Source organism: Pseudomonas sp. LJDD11 (genome assembly GCF_024584215.1).
Taxonomy (GTDB): domain Bacteria; phylum Pseudomonadota; class Gammaproteobacteria; order Pseudomonadales; family Pseudomonadaceae; genus Aquipseudomonas.
Genome location: NZ_JANJFL010000011.1, coordinates 23,595 through 42,710 on the forward strand (window position 1 = coordinate 23,595; position 19,116 = coordinate 42,710).

15 protein-coding genes are annotated in these 19,116 nt (G+C 60.2%); 4 read left to right on the forward strand and 11 right to left on the reverse strand.

From position 1 onward, the window contains the following. Positions 1-24: 24 nt before the first annotated feature. Positions 25-2,091 carry an AsmA family protein gene (locus tag NRB16_RS14360; RefSeq protein WP_045486894.1) on the reverse strand — a complete coding sequence of 689 codons (2,067 nt, stop codon included), beginning with the start codon at positions 2,089-2,091 and terminating at the stop codon, positions 25-27. A gap of 160 nt (positions 2,092-2,251) precedes the next feature. Between NRB16_RS14360 and NRB16_RS14365 the strand changes: the two genes are divergently transcribed. Continuing rightward, positions 2,252-2,878 (forward strand): TetR family transcriptional regulator, encoded by a 627-nt coding sequence (locus tag NRB16_RS14365; protein ID WP_045486891.1) that lies wholly within the window; start codon positions 2,252-2,254, stop codon positions 2,876-2,878. 50 nt (positions 2,879-2,928) lie between these two features. Then, positions 2,929-4,071, forward strand: coding sequence for an AGE family epimerase/isomerase (locus tag NRB16_RS14370; RefSeq protein ID WP_257106380.1), 1,143 nt, complete (start codon positions 2,929-2,931; stop codon positions 4,069-4,071). Positions 4,072-4,181: 110 nt separating this feature from the next. Here the strand turns inward: NRB16_RS14370 and NRB16_RS14375 are convergent, their stop codons facing one another. The 7 genes from NRB16_RS14375 to NRB16_RS14405 form a co-directional block, all read right to left on the reverse strand. Next, positions 4,182-4,946, reverse strand: a complete 765-nt coding sequence (locus NRB16_RS14375; protein ID WP_257106381.1) for an SDR family oxidoreductase — start codon at positions 4,944-4,946, stop codon at positions 4,182-4,184. Between the two features lie 760 nt (positions 4,947-5,706). Then, positions 5,707-6,423 (reverse strand): ABC transporter ATP-binding protein, encoded by a 717-nt coding sequence (locus tag NRB16_RS14380; protein WP_045486883.1) that lies wholly within the window; start codon positions 6,421-6,423, stop codon positions 5,707-5,709. Continuing rightward, entirely contained in the window at positions 6,420-7,295 is an 876-nt protein-coding gene (locus NRB16_RS14385) for an ABC transporter ATP-binding protein (RefSeq protein WP_045486881.1), read from the reverse strand. The genes NRB16_RS14380 and NRB16_RS14385 overlap by 4 nt, the downstream gene beginning before the upstream one ends. Continuing rightward, on the reverse strand, positions 7,292-8,590 hold the full coding sequence (livM, locus tag NRB16_RS14390; protein WP_045486879.1) for a high-affinity branched-chain amino acid ABC transporter permease LivM: 1,299 nt from the start codon (positions 8,588-8,590) through the stop codon (positions 7,292-7,294). The genes NRB16_RS14385 and livM overlap by 4 nt, the downstream gene beginning before the upstream one ends. A gap of 2 nt (positions 8,591-8,592) precedes the next feature. After that, entirely contained in the window at positions 8,593-9,507 is a 915-nt protein-coding gene (locus NRB16_RS14395; protein WP_045486877.1) for a branched-chain amino acid ABC transporter permease, read from the reverse strand. Between the two features lie 128 nt (positions 9,508-9,635). Continuing rightward, a complete protein-coding gene (locus NRB16_RS14400; RefSeq protein ID WP_253140330.1) occupies positions 9,636-10,772 on the reverse strand; it encodes an ABC transporter substrate-binding protein in 1,137 nt (378 codons plus the stop codon). Positions 10,773-11,276: 504 nt separating this feature from the next. After that, entirely contained in the window at positions 11,277-12,251 is a 975-nt protein-coding gene (locus tag NRB16_RS14405) for a hypothetical protein (protein WP_257106382.1), read from the reverse strand. Between the two features lie 363 nt (positions 12,252-12,614). Here NRB16_RS14405 and pncB point away from each other — a divergent pair, with 363 nt between their 5' ends. Then, the gene (gene pncB, locus NRB16_RS14410) at positions 12,615-13,826 is read left to right on the forward strand and encodes a nicotinate phosphoribosyltransferase (protein ID WP_045486870.1); all 1,212 of its coding nucleotides are present in this window, start codon (positions 12,615-12,617) and stop codon (positions 13,824-13,826) included. Positions 13,827-13,855: 29 nt separating this feature from the next. After that, positions 13,856-14,683: an ammonia-dependent NAD(+) synthetase gene (nadE, locus tag NRB16_RS14415; RefSeq protein WP_045486867.1), complete on the forward strand. Its 828-nt coding sequence runs from the start codon at positions 13,856-13,858 to the stop codon at positions 14,681-14,683. Between the two features lie 51 nt (positions 14,684-14,734). Here nadE and azu read toward each other — a convergent pair whose 3' ends face one another. From azu to NRB16_RS14430, 3 genes are all read right to left on the reverse strand, one after another. After that, entirely contained in the window at positions 14,735-15,181 is a 447-nt protein-coding gene (gene azu, locus NRB16_RS14420) for an azurin (protein WP_045486865.1), read from the reverse strand. Positions 15,182-15,614: 433 nt separating this feature from the next. Continuing rightward, the gene (locus NRB16_RS14425) at positions 15,615-16,526 is read right to left on the reverse strand and encodes a transglutaminase family protein (protein ID WP_257106383.1); all 912 of its coding nucleotides are present in this window, start codon (positions 16,524-16,526) and stop codon (positions 15,615-15,617) included. Further along, the gene (locus NRB16_RS14430) at positions 16,526-19,021 is read right to left on the reverse strand and encodes a circularly permuted type 2 ATP-grasp protein (RefSeq protein ID WP_045486859.1); all 2,496 of its coding nucleotides are present in this window, start codon (positions 19,019-19,021) and stop codon (positions 16,526-16,528) included. The genes NRB16_RS14425 and NRB16_RS14430 overlap by 1 nt, the downstream gene beginning before the upstream one ends. Between the last annotated feature and the right edge of the window lie 95 nt (positions 19,022-19,116).

Here is a 19,116-nt window from a genome sequence, read left to right on the forward strand (position 1 = left end):
GAACAGTATTGGGCTTACCCCTGATTATCGGGTCGCCTTGGGTAACTTGCCGGCCCTGATCTGTTCCAGCATCGGGGTGCATTGGTCCGGGGTGCTGTCGCCGGTGGCAACCAGCGCCAGCAGGCTCGCGGCAGGGCCGGCGGCGACACCCAGCGCCAGCATGCCGGCGCCGCGCAGCAACAACGGGCCGGTCTGTACACCGGCATTGGGTTTGGCAAAGGTGCCGTTGACGTACAACGGTGAGCGCAGGGAAAACACCCGCAAGCCTTTCGACTCAGGATTGATCTTCAGGTCCAGTTGCTCGCTCTTGAGATTGGCGGTGCCATTGATGTAAATGATCGCGTTCTCGGTATCGAACACAAACAATCGGCTGCTGGCCAGGCCGTCCTTGATCCCGAAGTCGCTGACCGCGCAATTGATCTTCACCTCCTTGTCACCGAACAACTCTCCAACCAGATAATTGCCAACATTGAGCCCGGCGATTTCCATCAGCCCGCGACTGATCGCGCCATCGTTGATCAACATGCGCAGTTGGCCATTGGCGGTCCCCAACAAGGTCGCGACCGAGTTGCCCTGGCCGCTGATATCAGCGTCACCATTGAGCTCACCGAAGCTGGTTTTCATCGGTTCGAACGTGGGGAACAACTGCTTGAGCTTAAAGCCCCGGGCCGACAGTTTGGCGCGCCCCTGCAGCGGCTGGACGCGACCGTTAAGGCGAATATCGGCATCAAGCTTGCCGCCGGCCACGCCAAAGCGCAGCGGTTGCAGGCTCAACTGACCATCATCGAGCAGCACATGGGTGTACAGATCGCTCAGCGGTAGTTCCGGCGCCTGGACGATGCGCTTGCCGGTGAACTCCACATCGGCATCCATGGCGCGCCAGCGGTCGGTGGCAAATGTCTCGACCGGCAACACTTTACCCGACGGCTGCTTGCTCTCGCCGCCGCGCTTTTTCTGCTCGGTATTGGAATCGGCACCGATCAGCGGCGCCAGATCGGTGAACAGCAACTGGTTGGACACCAGCTTACCGGTCAGTTTCGGCCGTGGCTGGCTGGCGACAAAGCCCAGGTCACCGTGGATGTCACTGTTACCGATCTTGCCGTTGAAGTCTTCATAACGGAAGTTCGCACCTTGCGGGTCCTTGAGCCGGGCAATCAATCGACCGTCGGTGGCGTATGCCCCTGAATCGGGCAGGGTCACGCCGGTCAGCGGGTACAGGTTGCTCAGGCTCGCGCCGGAGAGTTTCAGGCGCAGGTCCAGGGCGCCGAAGTTCTGCGGATCGGTCAGGGTGCCGGCGACCACGATATGGGTATCGGCAATTTTTACATCGGCCTGCACCGGAAATGGCTGGCTGGCATCCTTGAGGGCCAGCAACCCGCCAACCTTGCCATTGCCGCCAACCGGCAGGCCACGGTATTGACCCTTGGTGGCGATGGCAAAGGCATAGTCCTGGGGCCTGGCGCCCTTCTCGGCCACCTTCTGTGCTTCTTTGCCGCCGACAATGTCACTGAACGGAATCGGTTTACCCAATGGGGTGATGACCAGTTCCATCCGGGTTTTAAGGGTCTGGTCATCAATGCTTACCAGGCCTTTGTCGAAGCGGATCGAGCCAATGTCGAGCTCCCACGCCGAAGGCTCTGCGTCTGGATCGGACTTGGGCAGGTCGAACACCCAGTTGGCGCGGCCGTCGGCCAGCCGTTCGAGCTTTGCGTCGGGTTGATTCAGTTCGATGCGGGGAATCACCACCCGCTGGCTCAATAACGGCAACGGCGAGAGGCTGAACGTCACTTGTTTGAGCGTGACCATCTGCGCCTGACGCGACCAGTCAGGGTTGCCCAGGGTCAGGTCCTGCGCGACAAACTGCGGCCAGGGCACCCAGCCACGCCAGCCGTTTTCATCGCCTTCGCGCTGCCAGCGCACGCTCAGATCCCCGTTGATGGCAAACGGACGATGCAAGGCTGCGCTGACTTTGTCGTTGATAAAAGGTTTGAGGCGGTTCCAGTCAAAGGTGGCGATCACAACGATCAGAATGGCCAGCAGGGCGACCAGGGTGACGCCTGTCCAGGCGAAAATCTTGCGGCTGCGTGTCATTGCGACTCTCCAGAACCCGCGCGCCAATCAGGCGCGCTACACACGACATACCACTTTGACTGGTAAAAGCCAGCATGGTTTGACTCGATCACTCATCAACCTGCTATCGGTCGCTCTCGTGTTAGAGTGCAGCGCAGTTTATCCCCGGAACGCCCCACCCATGTCACCCCGCGCCGAACAGAAACAACAGACCCGCCGCGCCCTGCTCGACGCCGCACATCAGTTGATGGAAAGCGGCTGCGGCTTCGGCAGTCTGAGCCTGCGGGAGGTGGCGCGTACTGCCGGGATCGTGCCGACCGGTTTCTATCGGCATTTCGACGACATGGACCAGTTGGGTCTGGCGTTGGTCGCGGAAGTCGGCCATACCTTTCGGGAAACCATCCGCCTGGTCCGCCATAACGAAATGGTGATGGGCGGCCTGATCGAAGCCTCGGTACGGATTTTTCTCGACGGTGTGGCGGCCAACCGGCAGCAGTTTCTGTTCCTGGCACGCGAACAGTACGGCGGCTCATTGCAGGTTCGTCAGGCGCTGGCGGCATTGCGCGAAGGTATCGTCGCCGACCTGGCCACAGACCTGGGGAAAATGCCCAAGTGGCAGCATTTGAACAGCAACTCGCTGGGCATCATTGCCGATCTGGTGGTCAAGAGTGTGTTCGCCATGTTGCCAGAGCTGATCGACCCGCCAGCTGCCCCGCTGGCGGCCCACCTGACCCCGCAGGCCAAGATCACCGAACAACTGCGTTTCATATTTATGGGCGCGCGCCATTGGCGCGGCCTGCACGGTTAGCAGTACGCCTGTTAACATGCGCGCATCCGATCCTGCCGTGATGCCCGCTCATGCCCCACGCCTCCAGCACCGCTCCACAGCCTGAACTGAGTCAGGTGTTTGCCGCCTTGCAAACGCATTTTCTCCAGATTGTCGTGCCCATATGGCTGGGCCCAGGCTGGAACCCGGCATTGGCACTGCCCTTTGAGGCCGTCGACCCCGCGCACCAGCCACTGCCTGCGCAGCGCTACCGGGCCATGGCCTGCGCCCGCCAGTTGTTTGTGTTCGCAAGCCTGATCGGCAACTCGCAAGTGCCGCAAGCCGAGCAGCGTGCCCATGCGTTGTTCCGCTCGTTGCAGCGGCACTTTCACGATGCCGAGCATGGCGGCTGGTTCTACAGCATCGACCCGCAAGGCGCCCCGCTGGATCGGCGCAAGGATCTGTATACCCACGCGTTCATCATTTTTGCCTGCGCGCACTACTGGGCCAAAACCCGAGAGCCATTGGCCGAGTCGGCACTGGATGCCGCCTTGAGCGTGGTACGCGAGCATTTTGCCGATGGCCAGGGGCTTTATGAAGCGAGCCTTGGCGAAGACTGGTCCGATCTGGGCAGCGGCGCGTTGCAAAACCCGCTGATGCACCTGGCCGAAGCCTTTCTGGCGACGTTACAAGTGCGCGCCGACCCCGACACCGTCGAGGCACTGGAAGGGCTGGTGGATCACATGCATGAGCACTTCATTGATCCGGCGAGCGGGGTGCTGCTGGAGAAGCCGCTCGGCGCTGTGGATAACTGGTATGAGCCGGGGCACCAGTTCGAGTGGTTCTTTCTTCTGCAATCAACCCCGCAGTTGCATGGCAGCCCGTTGTACAAGGCGCTGCACACAGCGTTCGCCTTGGCTCAGGCGCAAGGTGTGGATGCCCGCAGCGGCGCGGTCAGTGCAATGCTCAAACCCGATGGCCGTGTCGTGGACGGCACCCAGCGTATCTGGGCCCAGGCCGAGTACCTGCGTGCCCTGGCGTTACGCGACGGCGCAAAGTCATTGCTGCCTGCGCAGGCCATGGCGCTGCAGACCCGGTTCATTTATCCACAGGGCTGGCATGAGTGCCTGGACAGCGAGGGCAAGATCAGCCGCAGCGACATGCCCTCCACCACCCCGTACCACCTGGCAACCTGCTACCTGGGGCTGGAAAACCACCTCAATAACAACACCTGAGCCGGTAGGAGCGGCCGGGCGGCGGTCCGCTTCAGCCGCGAAGGCTTCAGCATCAATTCGCTGCTGAAATTCGCTGCTAAAGCAGCTCCTACGGGGTCAGCGAACAGGTTTTAGCCGCGGTTGCGATCGATGGCAAAGCCTGCCCAGGTCTGGCTGACCGGCATCAGCTCCAGGCTATTGATGTTGACGTGGGCCGGGGTTTTCATGATCCAGAAGATGGTCTCGGCAATGTCTTGCGGCTGGATCGGCTCGGCGCCGGCATAGGTGGCGTCGTACTTGGACTGGTCACCGGCAAAACGCACCAGCGAGAACTCGCTTTCGCACAGGCCCGGCTCAAGGTTGGTGACCCGCACGCCAGTGCCGACCAGGTCGTTGCGCAAGTTCAGCGAGAACTGACCGACAAAGGCCTTGGAGCCGCCGTATACGTTACCGCCCGGATACGGGTAGTTACCGGCCACCGACCCCAGGTTGACAATGCTCGCACCACGACCATGGGCGATCAGGCGGGGCAACAGCAGGCGCGTGGTATAGACCAGGCCCTTGATGTTGGTGTCGATCATGGTGTCCCAGTCGTCCAGATCGCACTTCGGTGCCGGTTCAAGGCCCAAGGCCAGGCCTGCGTTGTTGATAAGTCCGCGAATCGTGGCGAATTCTTCCGGCAGTTCGGCGATGGCCTTCTCCATGGCCTTGCGGTCACGCACGTCCAGCTCAAGGGTCAGCACCCGGGTCTTGGCCGACAACTCGGCCTGCAGCGCATCCAGACGCTCCTTGCGCCGACCGGTAAGTACCAGCGACCAGCCGGCCTCGGCAAAGCGGCGGGCACAGGCTTCGCCAAACCCGGACGTCGCTCCGGTAATGAATACGGTGGAAGTCATTTCATTCTCCTGACATGGCGCTGAACCGCGCAGCCTGTTGATAAGTGCGTCAACTGCAAACAGCCGCGCACACAAGACCGGCAGAATGCCCGTGCGATCGGCCGAGGATCAAGCCCGGTGGATAAAACAGCCAATACCACATGGAACTGTACAAAAAACGATCAACAGCCTGTAAGCCATGCAGTTCGTGGCCTGTAGCTGGTTTTACTCACCTTATCCACAGTCAGGCCCACAATTTCCGTGAGCAATTCTGAAACCGGCAAAGCCTTGCGTGACGCGGGCTGCAGGGCCTCAGGAAAAGTTTTTTGCTTGACTTGCGCTGCCTGGTTGTAACGAGCCGTTCATGGATGTTTAGCGAAAATACGTCGCAGCCCTTTGGGTACTTGGCATTGCCGAGTCTTTCCAAGGCTTTCCCACAGAGTTATCCACAGGATGACAAGCACCTGATACTGTATCAATAACCAGCGCTCAAACGATTGACAAACGCTCTGATACGCTTGAAAAAAACCGCTGATCATTTTTTAACCATAGCGCTATAAGCCTTGTATATAAAGGCCTACAGATAAATGCCACCAAGTTATCAACAGTCAGTTCCACAGTAATCCTGAACAAGTCAAAAGCGTGACAAAACAGGCCGTTACAGCGGCTTTATGTCGCGCTCCAGCGCTGCGCCAAAAAGGTTTTCCACAATTGGAAAAAATGACGCCCCGGACGATAACCGGCCGGGGCGTGGATAACTGCTGTTGAAAACTTGACGCGATCAATGCCCGCCCAGATAAGCGTTGCGCACCTCCTCGTTGCAGAGCAGCTCCTGGCCAGTGCCGGACAGGCGAATCTCGCCGTTGACCATCACGTAGGCGCGGTCAGACAGTTTCAGGGCGTGGTTGGCGTTCTGCTCGACCAGAAAGATGGTCATGCCGGTAGAGGCCAGCTCGCGCAGGATCGAAAAGATCTGTTTGACGATGATCGGTGCCAGGCCAAGGCTCGGCTCATCAAGCAGCAGCAGTTTGGGCCGGCTCATCAGCGCCCGGGCAATGGCCAGCATCTGCTGCTCGCCACCCGACATGGTCATCGCCCGCTGGTTGCGTCGCTCCTTGAGCCGGGGAAACAACTCGAACATACGCTGCATGTCTTCGCCGCAGTGCTTGTCACCAATCGGAATGGTGCCCATCAGCAGATTCTCTTCCACCGACATGTCGGGGAACACCCGGCGGCCCTCCGGTGACTGGGCAATACCGTTGGAAGCGATGTAGTGCGAGGACTTCTGGGTGATGTCGGTGCCCTGGTAGAGAATCTGCCCGCTGGCCGCCCGCGGCTGGCCGAAAATCGACATCAGCAGGGTCGACTTGCCGGCCCCGTTGGCACCGATCAGGCTAACCGTCTCGCCTTCATCGATGTGCAGCGACACCTTCTTGAGCGCCTGGATCGGCCCGTAGAACACGTCGATCTCTTTCAATTCGAGGATCGGTTGACTCATACCAGTTCCTCTTCCTCAGCGCCCAGATAGGCAGCAATCACTTTGGGGTCGTTACGAATGTCTTGTGGCTTGCCCGCCGCAATCACGTTGCCGTGGTCGAGCACCACGATGTCATCGGAAATGCTCATGACCATCCCCATATCGTGCTCGATCAGCACGATCGTCATGTCGTGTTCATCGCGCAGCTTGCGGATCATGCCGCTCAGGGCTTCGGTTTCCTGCGGGTTGAGGCCGGCAGCCGGCTCGTCGAGGCAAATCACCTGGGGCCGGGTACACATGGCCCGGGCGATTTCCAGACGCCGTTGCTGGCCGTAGGACAACTCACCGGCCAGGCGGTTGGCACAGTCCACCAGATCCACCACTTCGAGCCAGTAGAACGCGGTATTCAAAGCGTCCTCTTCGGCCTTGCGATAGCCACGGGTGTTGAGGATACCGCTGAGCAAGTTGCGGTTGACCCACATGTGCTGGGCCACCAACAGGTTCTCCACCACGGACATTTCCTTGAACAGGCGAATGTTCTGGAACGTCCTTGCCAGCCCTGCGCGGTTCACCAGGTGAGTACCGCCGAACATCTTGTAGTACAGCCGGCGGAAAAAGCTCGGTGGCGAGATAAAGTCGGTCGGCTGGAAAGACTCGCCCAGCAGCTTGATGACGTTGGTGGTTTTGCCACGGGTGTGCAGCTCGATGCGCCCGCCAGTGGCCTTGTAAAAGCCGGTCAGGCAGTTGAACACGGTGGTCTTGCCGGCGCCGTTGGGGCCGATCAGGGCGAAGATCGAATTGCGCCGCACTTGCAGGCTGACGTCACTCAACGCCTTGATACCGCCAAAGTGCATCATCAGGTGCTCGACCGAAAGTACGATTTCCTGGCTCATTGCGCCGCTCCTCCCTGCACCAGAACACCCTTGCGAGGCTTGACGCCGGTGCGGCTGATACGGATCAGGCCGCGTGGCCGCCAGATCATCATCAATACCATCAGGATGCCGAACAGCAGCACCCGATATTCAGCGAAGCTACGCAGCAGTTCAGGGGCAACCGTCAGAACGAACGCCGCGATCACCACGCCGACCGTCGAGCCCATGCCACCCAGTACCACGATGGCGAGGATCAGTGCCGACTCGAAAAAGGTGAACGAGGTCGGGTTGACGAAGCCTTGATAGCTGGCGAAAAACACCCCGGCAAGACCGGCAGTGGAGGCACCGATGGTGAATGCCGAGAGTTTGACCAGCACATGGTTCAGGCCCATGGCACGACAGGCGATCTCGTCCTCACGCAGCGCTTCCCAGGCACGCCCGATAGGCATACGGGTCAGGCGATGCTTGATGAACAGCACCGCCAGCACCACGATGAACAGCACCGCATAGATGAACAGGAATTTCAGGTCAGGGTTGTATTCGAAGCCAAAGTACTCGTGGATCGGCACCCCGCCCTCTCTCGCCCTGCGCCCGAACTCCAGACCGAAGAAGGTCGGCGACGGCACCGGCACACCATTGGGACCACCGGTGAACGACAGCCAGTTGTTGAGCACCAGGCGAATGATTTCGCCAAAACCCAGGGTCACGATGGCCAGATAATCACCGTGCATGCGCAACACCGGAAAGCCCAGGATACAGCCCGCCAGTGCCGCAGCAATGGCCGCCAAGGGCAAGGCCGACCAGAACCCCAGGCCCAGATACTGGTAACCCAGCGCCAGACCGTAGGCGCCGATGGCGTAAAACGCCACGTACCCCAGATCGAGCAGGCCAGCCAGACCGACCACGATGTTCAGCCCCAGGCCGAGCAACACGTAGATCAGGCCAAGAATGACCACGGTCAGCAGGTACTTGTTGGCAAATACCGGAAAGATCACGGCAATGACGATCAGGGCCGGGATAATCCAGTACAGGCTCGACTTGTGATCAGGCTTGAGCACATGCACCCCTGCGCCACCGGACTCCATGCCCTGGGCCAGCCGCTGGCCACGCGCCGTTTGCAGGAACAGGCTGAGCAGCAGGCGCCCGACCATTACCACGGCGACAAACATCGCCACCTTGGCAGGCTCAAGATTGAAGCTGTAGCCATCCAGGACCACGCCGACGATAGGACCGAACACGATCAGCGCGAGCAGGCCGGCCAGCACCGCGTCGATCAGGCTTTTCTTGTAATCGATTGGTTTAGTAGGAGCTGACATGCTTACACCTTAGCCACGAGTGGGCGGCCCAGCAGGCCCTGCGGACGGAAGATCAGGATCAGCACCAGCAGGCTGAAGCTGAACACGTCTTTGTAGTCAGAGTTGATCATCCCGGAGAACTGCGCCTCAGCCACGCCAAGAATCAGCCCGCCGAGCATCGCCCCCGGCAGTGAGCCGATGCCGCCCAGCACGGCAGCAGTGAATGCCTTGATGCCGATCACGAAGCCGGCGTAGAAGTCGAAGGTGCCGTAGTTCATGGTGATCAGCACACCGGCCAGCGCCGCCATGGCCGCACCGATGATGAACACATAGGAAATCACCCGATCAGTGTTGATGCCCAGAATCGAGGCCATCTTGCGGTCCTGCTGGGTGGCGCGGCACATCCGGCCCAGCTTGGTGCACTGGATGATGTAAGTCAGGATCGCCATGCCGGCAAAGGCGGCGATCAGGATAAAGATCTTGGTGTAGGTGATCTGCACGAAGCCGCTGCCGATCTCGAAACGCCAGGCGCCTTCGAGCAGGGTCGGTACGCCTTGCTGACGGGCACCCTGGCTGATCTGAGCGTAGTTCTGCAGAATCAGCGAAATACCGATGGCACTGATCAGCGGTGCCAGACGGGTCGAGTTACGCAGTGGCTTGTAGGCCACCCGCTCGATCACAAAGCCGTAGACCCCGGTGACCACAATGGTAAACACCAGGGTGCCGAGAATCAGTAAGGGAAAGGACTCAAGCCCAAAAAAGGCCAGCACCGCCAGACCGATGGCGGTCAGGTAGGCAGAGATCATGTACACATCGCCGTGGGCGAAGTTGATCATGCCGATAATGCCGTAGACCATCGTATAACCGATGGCGATCAGGCCGTAGACCGACCCGAGGGTCAGGCCGTTGACCATTTGTTGCAGGAAAATACCGTCCATCACGCACGCTCACACACTTGAAAGCCGCTCAGGGTCCTGCCCGCCGCGCCTCTAAAGGCGCAGCGAACAGGTGCAAAGGGAACAATCCAGGTCACCCCCGCAGGGTGCGAGGGTGTGGCGGGCCTGGATTACTTCTGCTGGTCCAGTTGCTTGTATTTACCGTTGGCGTCCCACTGGTAAACGACATAGTCGGAGGTTTTCAGGTCACCCTTGGTGTCCCACTCCTTCTTGCCCATCACCGTCTGCACCGGATTGGCCTTGAGCCACTCGGCGGCCTTGTCGCCCTTGTTGGCCTTGGCACCGTTGAAGCCGGCAGCCAGTGCCTGCACTGACGCATAGGCATACAGGGTGTAGCCTTCAGGCTCGTACCCGGACTTGCGGAACTCGTCGACCACTGCCTTGCTGTCAGGCAGCAGACGCGGGTCGGCGCCGAAAGTCATGTACACGCCATCGACGTTTTTCGCACCGCCCGCAGTGGTGACCAGCTCGTCAGTAACGATACCGTCATCGGACATGAACTTGACGTCCTTCAGGCCCTGCTCACGCAACTGGCGGACCAGCGGGCCGGCTTCGGGGTGCAGCCCACCGAAATAGACCACTTCAGCGCCAGTGGAGCGGATCTTGGTGACCAGCGCACTGAAGTCTTTTTCGCCACGGGTAAGACCTTCGTACAACACGTCTTTTACACCGCGCTTGGCCAACTGCGCACGGGTCGCATCGGCAAGGCCCTGACCATAGGTGTCTTTGTCATGGATAACCGCGACCTTCTTGGCCTTGAGCACGTCGACAATATAGTCGCCGGCGACGATACCCTGCTGGTCGTCACGGCCACACATACGGAACATTTCTTTCAGGCCACGCTCGGTCACCGTCGGGTTGGTGGAGCCAGGGGTGATGGCGATTACGCCAGCATCGCTGTAGACCTCAGAGGCCGGAATGGTAGAAGACGAGCAAAAGTGCCCGACCACCCCCACGACCTTGTCCTGATCGACCAGGCGGTTGGCCACGGCCACGGCCTGCTTGGGTTCGCAGGCGTCATCTCCGGCCACCAGGACAATCTTCTCGCCATTGATGCCGCCTGCTTTGTTGATCGCATCGGCGGCCGCCTGGGCGCCCTTCATGTACTGCTCACCAAACGATGCATTAGCCCCTGTCATGGGCCCCGCAACGCCGATCTTCACGTCAGCCTGGGCAAAAGACGACACGCCCAATGCAGTTGCCACTGCGATTGCCAGAAAGCCTTTACGGTAGAACGTCTGCGACATGAGTGGTGCTCCTGAGGTTTTTTTAATTAGCACTGCAACTACGCCATAGGCTTGAGCAAGCCTCGTGCCATCATTTTTTTATTTTTCAAAAACTCACGATCCAGGGGACGTACGGTTGCTGATAATCCAGCAAACCAAGAGGTGCAACCCTCTGGATCAACGGGTTGCAACCACGCAACAAAAAAGCGCAACCAGAACGACAAAAAGCAGCAACCCCGCCCTCACACGAAGAGCAACCCAACTGTAACCGGCGCTGTCACCGAACTGCACACCGGCGGTGCGCGAACGCTACGGGACGCACCATTTTGAGATTAGTGGATTGTTAGCGTAACGCGGCAAAACCTTTCGACGGGTGTCGTCAGGCCGCCAGCCGCACGGGCAAAATCCAGCGGCTATTGATAAACCCTTGATCGACGGCGGGCAAACGAGGTTTGTGCCGAATGTCATTCCATTCGGGCATGAAGTTGCCTTAATGCTATGGAATCGCCCAGCAAGGCCTTCGCATTACGGCTCATCCCAGAAAACGGCATCTCTCAGACTGTCCAGACCACGCCCGGTCTGGAAAGAAAAAGGGCGCTCCAGGGTAGCCACTTCGCGGGTGCACTGCTGATGCATTCTTGAATAACGCAACACGGGATTGGCAATGTCCGATACATCAATGGATGTCAGAGTGAAGCTGATGTTCTCTACGCCATACATAGGAACAGCCCAGGCTCCCCAAGAGCGCTGTGGGGGCTCGAGTTGAAAATGTACCTGCAGCCGACCCTCGTTCAACAACCTGCGCAGGTCAGCATCCTCGATACTCAGTAAAACAGGCACTTTCATCAGCTGTTCGGGCATTGAAGGCCGCAAGGAGCGAACTTCACCGTACACGTTGGGTTTGCGCGCACCGGAAAACGCTGCACCCTCGATCCGCTCGATACTGGAGTAGGAGACCGACGTCGGACGCTGAAGCCTTAAAGTGACGGCGCATACTGCCCGCTCGCCTGTATCACCAGGCCGATAAGGTTTCAGGCTTTGCGGGTCCAGTAAGTTGACCGAAAAATAACCCAAGGTATTGAACGTCACCAAGCTCTTCATGCCCGCCATTGACAGCTTGCTGGCGACCTCCTCGATAGCGGTCTTGTCAGTCGTCAGGGACATACGAAAGTTGGCGTGCCGACGCGACTCGATCAGGCCGATGAGATAGCTCTTTATCGCCTCTTGCTGTTGAGCATCAAGAGCCCCTTGAACCATCTTGATATGCACAACACTCTGATCATCCCTGTCTCGCCTGATCTTCAGCGCGCCCGGCGCAATACCCATTTTCTCGAACTGATTGGCCAGTTGTGATTCATGAGAGCGGGCGGACGCCGGGGGTAATACACGACCGTCGTGCGTGACCGGACCTGAAAAATTCAGGCTTATCCAGCGCTCTTGGCCTTTGCAACCGACCAGCATCAGCATGGGCAAGAGGATCAGACTTGTGAGCAGTTTCATCGGACTTCCTTTTCCTGATTGATCAACGCACAGATCCGGGACAGCCGAAACGAGCCATCAGACCAGACGCAGGCGCGTTTTATACGCGCCGCAGCCAAGGCCTTGAAAGCGAATCAGAAAAAATGGATGCATCCTATTTAAATAGGTAAAAAAGCCTACGGTGTTGATCGTCATTTCTGCATTGCCGAGCTGAGTGCATCGCTGACACACCTTTGAACAAAGCGCCCCACCAAATGCCGTTCGCTGGCATCATGATCGCCTCGACACACTCGCGACTCGAGTTGCCACATTCGCTGCCCGGTGATGTCGGATTGTTTTTCGCCTGGACCGCATCCTTTGAGCGGTCATGCTGGAGCTATCCCGATGAGCGAGAGCGCTTTCTCCGAGAGCATCGTGCAAAACCTGATCGACACCGATTTCTACAAGCTCACCATGATGCAGGCGGTGTTGCATAACTATCCCAATGTGGATGTGGAGTGGGAGTTCCGCTGCCGCAATGGCGAGGATCTGCGCCCGTACCTGCCTGAAATCGAACGGCAGATCGAGCGGCTGTGCAATCTGTCGCTCGGCAAGGAGCAACTGGGCTTTCTGGAGCGCATCAGTTTTCTGAAACCGGACTTTCTGCGCTTTCTGGGCCTGTTTCGCTTTAACACCCGCTATGTAGACGCCAGCATCGAAGACGGTGAATTGCGCATTCGGCTGCACGGCCCCTGGCTGCACGTGATCCTGTTCGAGGTGCCACTGCTGGCCATCGTCAGCGAGGTGCGCAACCGCCACAAGCATCCAGACATCCTGCTCGCTCAGGCCAGCGATCATCTGTACGCCAAGTTCGACTGGCTCAAGGCCAATGCCAGTGCCGAAGAACTGGCCGAGTTCAAGGTCGCTGACTTCGGTACCCGGCGACGCTTCTCCTATGCCGTGCAGGAAACGGTGGTCCAGGCCCTCAAGGATGATTTTCCCGGCCAGTTCGTCGGCACCAGTAATGTGCACCTGGCTCAACAAAAAGACATCAAGCCGCTGGGCACCATGGCTCATGAGTGGATCATGGCCCACCAACAACTCGGCCCGCGACTGATCGACAGCCAGAGCGCCGCCCTGGATTGCTGGGTGCGTGAGTACCGCGGCCTGCTGGGCATCGCCCTGACCGACTGCATCACCACCGATGCCTTCCTGAACGATTTCGATCTGTACTTCGCCAAACTGTTTGACGGTTTGCGTCACGACTCGGGTGATCCGGTACAGTGGGGCGAAAAATGCATAGCCCATTACCGCAAGCTGGGCATCGACCCGATGAGCAAGACGCTGGTGTTCTCAGACGGCCTGAGCCTGCCCAAGGCCTTGCAGATTTTCCGTGCCCTGCGTGGGCGCATCAACGTCAGCTTCGGCATTGGCACCAATTTGACCGCCGATATCCCCGGCGTCGCGCCGATGAACATGGTGCTGAAGATGACAGCCTGTGCCGGCCAGCCGGTGGCGAAGATTTCCGATGAGCCGGGCAAGGCCCAATGCAAGGATCCCAACTTCGTTGCCTACCTGCGCCACGTGTTCAAGGTGCCGACCATTGCCGGCGAGTGAGCCTTTCGATTTTCAACAAGGAGAGCCCCATGCAAGCCCTGCAACGCCAGATTGCCGAACAACTCAAGGTTCAGCCGCCGTTCGCCGATGAGGCAGCGCTGCAAGCCGACCTGACCCGCCGGGTCGAATTCATCAAGCAATGCCTGCGCAATGCGCGGCTCAAGACCCTGGTACTGGGCATCAGCGGCGGCGTCGACTCACTGACCGCCGGCCTGATGGCCCAGCGCGCGGTGCGCGAGCTGCGTGAAAGCACTGGCGACAACGGCTACCGCTTCGTTGCGGTGCGTCTGCCTTACCACGTGCAACAGGATGAACACGAAGCCACCGCCGCCGTGGACTTCATCAACCCGGACGAGCGTCACACCGTGAACATCGCACCAAGCGTCCAGGCGCTGGTCGCCGAGGTTCGGGCCTTCGATGCGCAGCACGCCGGTGCGGTGGACTTCGTGGTGGGCAACACCAAGGCACGCACCCGTATGGTGGCGCAATACACCATTGCTGGCGCATACCAGGGGTTGGTGATCGGCACCGACCACGCCGCCGAAGCGGTGATGGGCTTCTTCACCAAATTCGGTGACGGCGCTTGCGACCTTGCGCCTTTGAGCGGCCTGGTGAAAAACCAGGTACGGGCGATTGCCCGCAGCTTCGGTGCACCGGAGTATCTGGTGGAAAAAGTACCGACCGCCGACCTGGAAGACCTGGCACCGGGCAAGCCGGACGAAGCCTCGCATGGCGTGACTTATGTCGAGATCGATGCCTTCCTGCATGGCCAGCAGGTCAGTGAAGAGGCGTTCCGGATCATCAGCGAAACCTACGCCAAGACCGCTCACAAACGCGAACTGCCTTACGCGCCGTAACAGGCTGAACCAGCGAACTCATCCGCAACAGGGATGAGCTCGCCGGGCGGGTCACTTGAGGATCAAGTCGCCCTGCATCATCGCCACATGGCCGGGGAACGAGCAGAAGAACTTGTATTTTTCTGCGGCATCGAGCTTGGTCGCATCGAAGGTCAGCGATGTGGTTTCGCCGCCGCCGATCAGTTTGGTGTGGGCGATGATCCGCGCATCGCCCTCTTTGAGGTAATCCTTGTCGACCCCGGCGCCCATGCCGTCGGTGGCGATGCCCTGCACATCCGCCGCCTTGCTCAGCACCAGGTTATGGCCCATGACGTTCTTGGGCAGAGTGCCGACGTGCTTGAGTTCGACCGTGAACGTCTTGCAGCTCTTGTCGACGTCAATGGACTTGCTGGTGAACTGCATCATGTCGTTGGAATCGACAGTGGCCTTGCATTCGGCCGCCAGCAGTTGGCCGCTGGCCAGCGTCAGCAAAGACACGGCGAGAAGTTTGCGAATCATGGAAATCTCCTGAAAGGGTACTCGGTCTTGCTCCAAGACTGCCTGATAGACGGGCCGGTTCCAATGACCTGCGTCAACGTGCCTACCGCCGGGCACTATCGGTGCCATACAGACAATCAAACAGCCAGACGGCGGCCAGCCTACTAAGCTTGCGGCATCAAGTCATGGAGCCATCATCATGTCGGTAAGCGAACTGTTAAGCCGTGTTTTCGCCGCCTATGCCTGCGCTGCCAGCGCGCATTGTCCATACGACTCTCTCGACCAGCCATAGGTGCTGCGCTTTCGCGGTGAAGGACGAGGTAATGCCGGTCAGTTAAGGTCGGCGCAATCTCTGTGGGAACGAGCTCGCTCGCGAAGAGGCCGGTAAAGTCACAGCATCTGCTGCGAATGCGCCGCTGTCTTCGCCAGCAACCGGAGCGCCGTTCGGCCTCGCCTACGCATTGCGCATCTGCGCTTCCTCCAGCGGCATCACGGTCACTCGCACTTCAGGGTCATGGCTGCCGCCGCCGAGGATGACGCCACGCAGCGGCGACACATCGGAGAAGTCCCGGCCCCAGGCCAGAGTGATGTGTTCCAGCGCTGGCTGGATATTGTTGGTCGGGTCGAAATCGACCCAGCCTGACGCCGGGCAATACACCGAGACCCAGGCGTGGGAGGCGTCAGCGCCGATCAGGCGTGGCTGGCCAGGGGGTGGCTGGGTCAGCAGGTAGCCGCTGACGTAACGCGCCGCCAGGCCGCGTGAGCGCAGGCAGGCGAGCATCATATGAGCAAAGTCCTGACACACCCCGCGACGCCGCTCGAGCACCTCCAGCAGCGGCGTCCCCACTTGCGTGGCTTCGGCGTCGAAGGTGAATTCACGAAAGATCTTTTCCATCAGCGCCTGGGCCCCCTGCAGCACCGGCCGGCCGGGCGGGAAGCAATCGGCGGAAAATTCGGCAAAGGCCCGTTTGAGATGCACATAAGGCGACTCGAAACGGAAGCGGCAGGCATCCAGGCTGCCGGCATCCATCGGCCGGGCGCTGTAGCTCAATGCCGCGCAGGCCAGCTCCCATTCGCTGGACAGGCGAAAGTCCAGCTCCGGACGCGCCAGCACCTCGACCTGCAAGCGGGCGTTGATCTGTAGTTCATCGTGCGGGCGCTCGAACGCCAGCCGGGTGACCGGGTTACCGAACACATCCAGCTCGTCGCGACGCATGGTGGGTATCGGGCTGATGTCCAGATGCTGTTCAGTGCAGTGCTGCCAGCGATTGCTGCGCGGCCAGAGATGCGCCAGCTGCTGCGCCAATGACACCGCACTGTCATAGCGGTAATGGGTATCGTGGAAAATCTGGTAACGGGCACTCATCAGACGGACACCGTGCGCTGGCTGATATCATCGACATGGGCAAAATGGCGCAATGCCAGGCGATCGGACACCAGCCCGCTGGCATCGCCGACGCTTTGCAACAGCTCAGCCAGGGCGTCGAGTGCAGCCTGCACGCCGCTGTCGCCGAACAGCGGATTTTCCAGGTTGCCGAGGTCGACACTGGCCAGGCGCCTGGCCAGGTTCGCCAGGCTGTGATCACGCGGCGCGTCGAAGGCTTCGTTAAGCCGGCGCAGCGAGCGCGACACCTGTTTGAGCTGGAACAGCACGGCATGCGGGTTTTGCTCATCGAGCAGCAGCAGGTCAAGGACCGGAATCAACTGCGGCACCGCCATGTAACGCGAGCGGTAGGTGATGCTGCTGTTGCCCAGTTCCAGCAGCCATTCCAGCGCGGCCTGATCCTTGACCGCTGCGCCACGCAGGTAGCCTGCCAGCGCAGTGCTGAGAAACCGCAAGCGCTCGATGCGCCGGCCGATCATCAGAAAGCTCCAGCCTTCATCACGGGTCATGTCGTCCAGGGCAAAGCCGGACAAGGCCGCCAGCGACATGACCAGACGGTTGAGAAAGTCCAGCAACTCGCCAAAGTCCGGCTCGGCGGTTTCCAGACTCTGAGCCTCTTGTTGCAGTTCGACCAGCGCCTGCCAGTTCTCCCTCGACAGCTTGCCGCGCACCTGCGAGGCCGCCCACTGCAAGCGCTGCAGGTTGGCGCGCAGGCTGAACACCCACTCCTTGCCTGCCAGCGCACTGAACAGTCGCTGCGGCAGGGTCTCGCCCTCCTCGGCATCGGGCAGCAAACCCAGACGCTCGGCCAGCTCCACCGCCGCTTGCAAGGCCAGGGGGTCGTCACCGTCGACATAGCGGGTCAGCATGATCCGCAACAACCGCGCGCTGTCGTCGCAGCGCTCACTGTAGCGACCGAACCAATAGAGGTTTTCCACCACCCGCGAAGGCAGGTAAGGATCGCGGCGGATCAGGTCATGCACACCGATCACCCGACGCCCCTTCCAGGGTTCGCTGGCCGGCGTACGCTCACCCAGCACCCAAGTGTCCTTGCTGGCCCCGCCGCGCTGCATCGAGACCGCATCGGCATTGGCCAGTGCTGCCACCCGGGTCAGCCCGCCCGGCAGCACCCGATAGCCCATCGTATCCGCCACGGCGTAAAGCCGCATGCCGATGGCCCGCGCCTGCAGGCTCTGCCCATCGTCCTGCAATACCGGCGCCTGGGATAACTGCGCCAGTTCCTGGGCCACGTAGGCATAGGGCCGGGCCTGGATGCGCTGCGCCAGCGTATCACGCTGAGCCTCATCCAGATCGCGGCCAAGAATCGGGATAAAGCGCTGCGAAGGAAACGCCGGCTTGAACAGCAGCTCGGGCATCTTTTCCAGGGCCTGGGCCAGCACCGGTGGCTCGCCGCACCACCAGGTGGCAATCGACGGCAGGATCAATGGCTCGCCCAACAACCGCTCACTGATTTTCGGCAGAAAACCCAGTAACCCGGGCGACTCCAGCACCCCGCTGCCCAGCGCATTGGCCACCAGTACCTGGCCCTGACGCACCGCCTCCAGCAACCCCGGCACCCCCAGCGCAGAGTCGGTGCGCAGTTCCAGCGGGTCGCAGAAGTCGTCATCGAGACGGCGCATGATGGCATGCACCCGGCGTAGCCCACTTAGGGTCTTCAGGTAGACACGCGCATCACGCACGGTCAGGTCGCCGCCTTCGACCAGCGGATAACCCAGATGGCGGGCCAGGTACAGGTGTTCGAAATAGCTTTCGTTGAAGCGCCCCGGCGTCAGCACCACCACCAGCGGCGCCTCATCGCCAGCCGGCGCCTGACGGGCCAGGGTCTGTTGCAACGTGTCGAAAAAGCCGGTCAGGTGCCGGACCTTCATGTCACGGTAGCTATCGGGCAACGCCCGGCCAACGATCTGGCGGTTCTCCAGAGCATAACCGGCCCCCGACGGTGCCTGGGTACGGTCGGCGGTCACCCACCAGCGGCCGTCGGGCGTGCGTGCCAGATCCACCGCATACATGTGCAGATAGGTGCTGTCTGGCGTCAACACACCCTGGCAAGGCCAGAGGAAGTTGTTATGGCCAAATACCAGCTCGGCAGGCAGCAGACCTTCGGCGATCAGGCGCTGCGGGCCGTACAGGTCGGCCAGCACCGCGTTGAGCAGGCGTGCGCGCTGGGCGATGCCGGCTTCGATATGGCGCCACTCGTCGGCGTCGATCACATGCGGCAGCAAGTCCAGCTCCCAAGGCCGGTCAGCGCCCTTGGGGTCGGCATAGACGTTGTAGGTGACGCCGTTTTCCTGGATCTGCCGGCTCAGCAATGCCTGGCGCTGCATCAACTGCGCCGGGCTGCTGCGTTGCAGTTGCTCGTGCAAACGGCGCCAGTGACTGCGCAACTGCCGCTGTTCATCGAGCATCTCGTGGTAGGTTCCCGATGAAAACGGGTAGCGATCGAGCAGATCAGGCATGCAGGTCTCGGCAGGCGACTATGAGGACTTCAGGTTAACTCACACGCGTTTCATTTGCGGTGTCGCCAGGCAGCCGGCGGTAAAGCCAGGCTGCC

Bases quoted from the DNA above. Each gene is read 5' to 3' on its own strand.
- NRB16_RS14430 (WP_045486859.1), bottom strand. From the start codon at position 19,021: ATGCCTGATCTGCTCGATCGCTACCCGTTTTCATCGGGAACCTACCAC.
- livM (WP_045486879.1), bottom strand. From the start codon at position 8,590: ATGTCAGCTCCTACTAAACCAATCGATTACAAGAAAAGCCTGATCGAC.
- NRB16_RS14370 (WP_257106380.1), top strand. From the start codon at position 2,929: ATGCCCCACGCCTCCAGCACCGCTCCACAGCCTGAACTGAGTCAGGTG.
- NRB16_RS14380 (WP_045486883.1), bottom strand. From the start codon at position 6,423: ATGAGTCAACCGATCCTCGAATTGAAAGAGATCGACGTGTTCTACGGG.
- NRB16_RS14375 (WP_257106381.1), bottom strand. From the start codon at position 4,946: ATGACTTCCACCGTATTCATTACCGGAGCGACGTCCGGGTTTGGCGAA.
- NRB16_RS14365 (WP_045486891.1), top strand. From the start codon at position 2,252: ATGTCACCCCGCGCCGAACAGAAACAACAGACCCGCCGCGCCCTGCTC.
- NRB16_RS14385 (WP_045486881.1), bottom strand. From the start codon at position 7,295: ATGAGCCAGGAAATCGTACTTTCGGTCGAGCACCTGATGATGCACTTT.
- NRB16_RS14400 (WP_253140330.1), bottom strand. From the start codon at position 10,772: ATGTCGCAGACGTTCTACCGTAAAGGCTTTCTGGCAATCGCAGTGGCA.
- NRB16_RS14405 (WP_257106382.1), bottom strand. From the start codon at position 12,251: ATGAAACTGCTCACAAGTCTGATCCTCTTGCCCATGCTGATGCTGGTC.
- NRB16_RS14395 (WP_045486877.1), bottom strand. From the start codon at position 9,507: ATGGACGGTATTTTCCTGCAACAAATGGTCAACGGCCTGACCCTCGGG.
- NRB16_RS14425 (WP_257106383.1), bottom strand. From the start codon at position 16,526: ATGAGTGCCCGTTACCAGATTTTCCACGATACCCATTACCGCTATGAC.
- pncB (WP_045486870.1), top strand. From the start codon at position 12,615: ATGAGCGAGAGCGCTTTCTCCGAGAGCATCGTGCAAAACCTGATCGAC.
- nadE (WP_045486867.1), top strand. From the start codon at position 13,856: ATGCAAGCCCTGCAACGCCAGATTGCCGAACAACTCAAGGTTCAGCCG.
- azu (WP_045486865.1), bottom strand. From the start codon at position 15,181: ATGATTCGCAAACTTCTCGCCGTGTCTTTGCTGACGCTGGCCAGCGGC.
- NRB16_RS14360 (WP_045486894.1), bottom strand. From the start codon at position 2,091: ATGACACGCAGCCGCAAGATTTTCGCCTGGACAGGCGTCACCCTGGTC.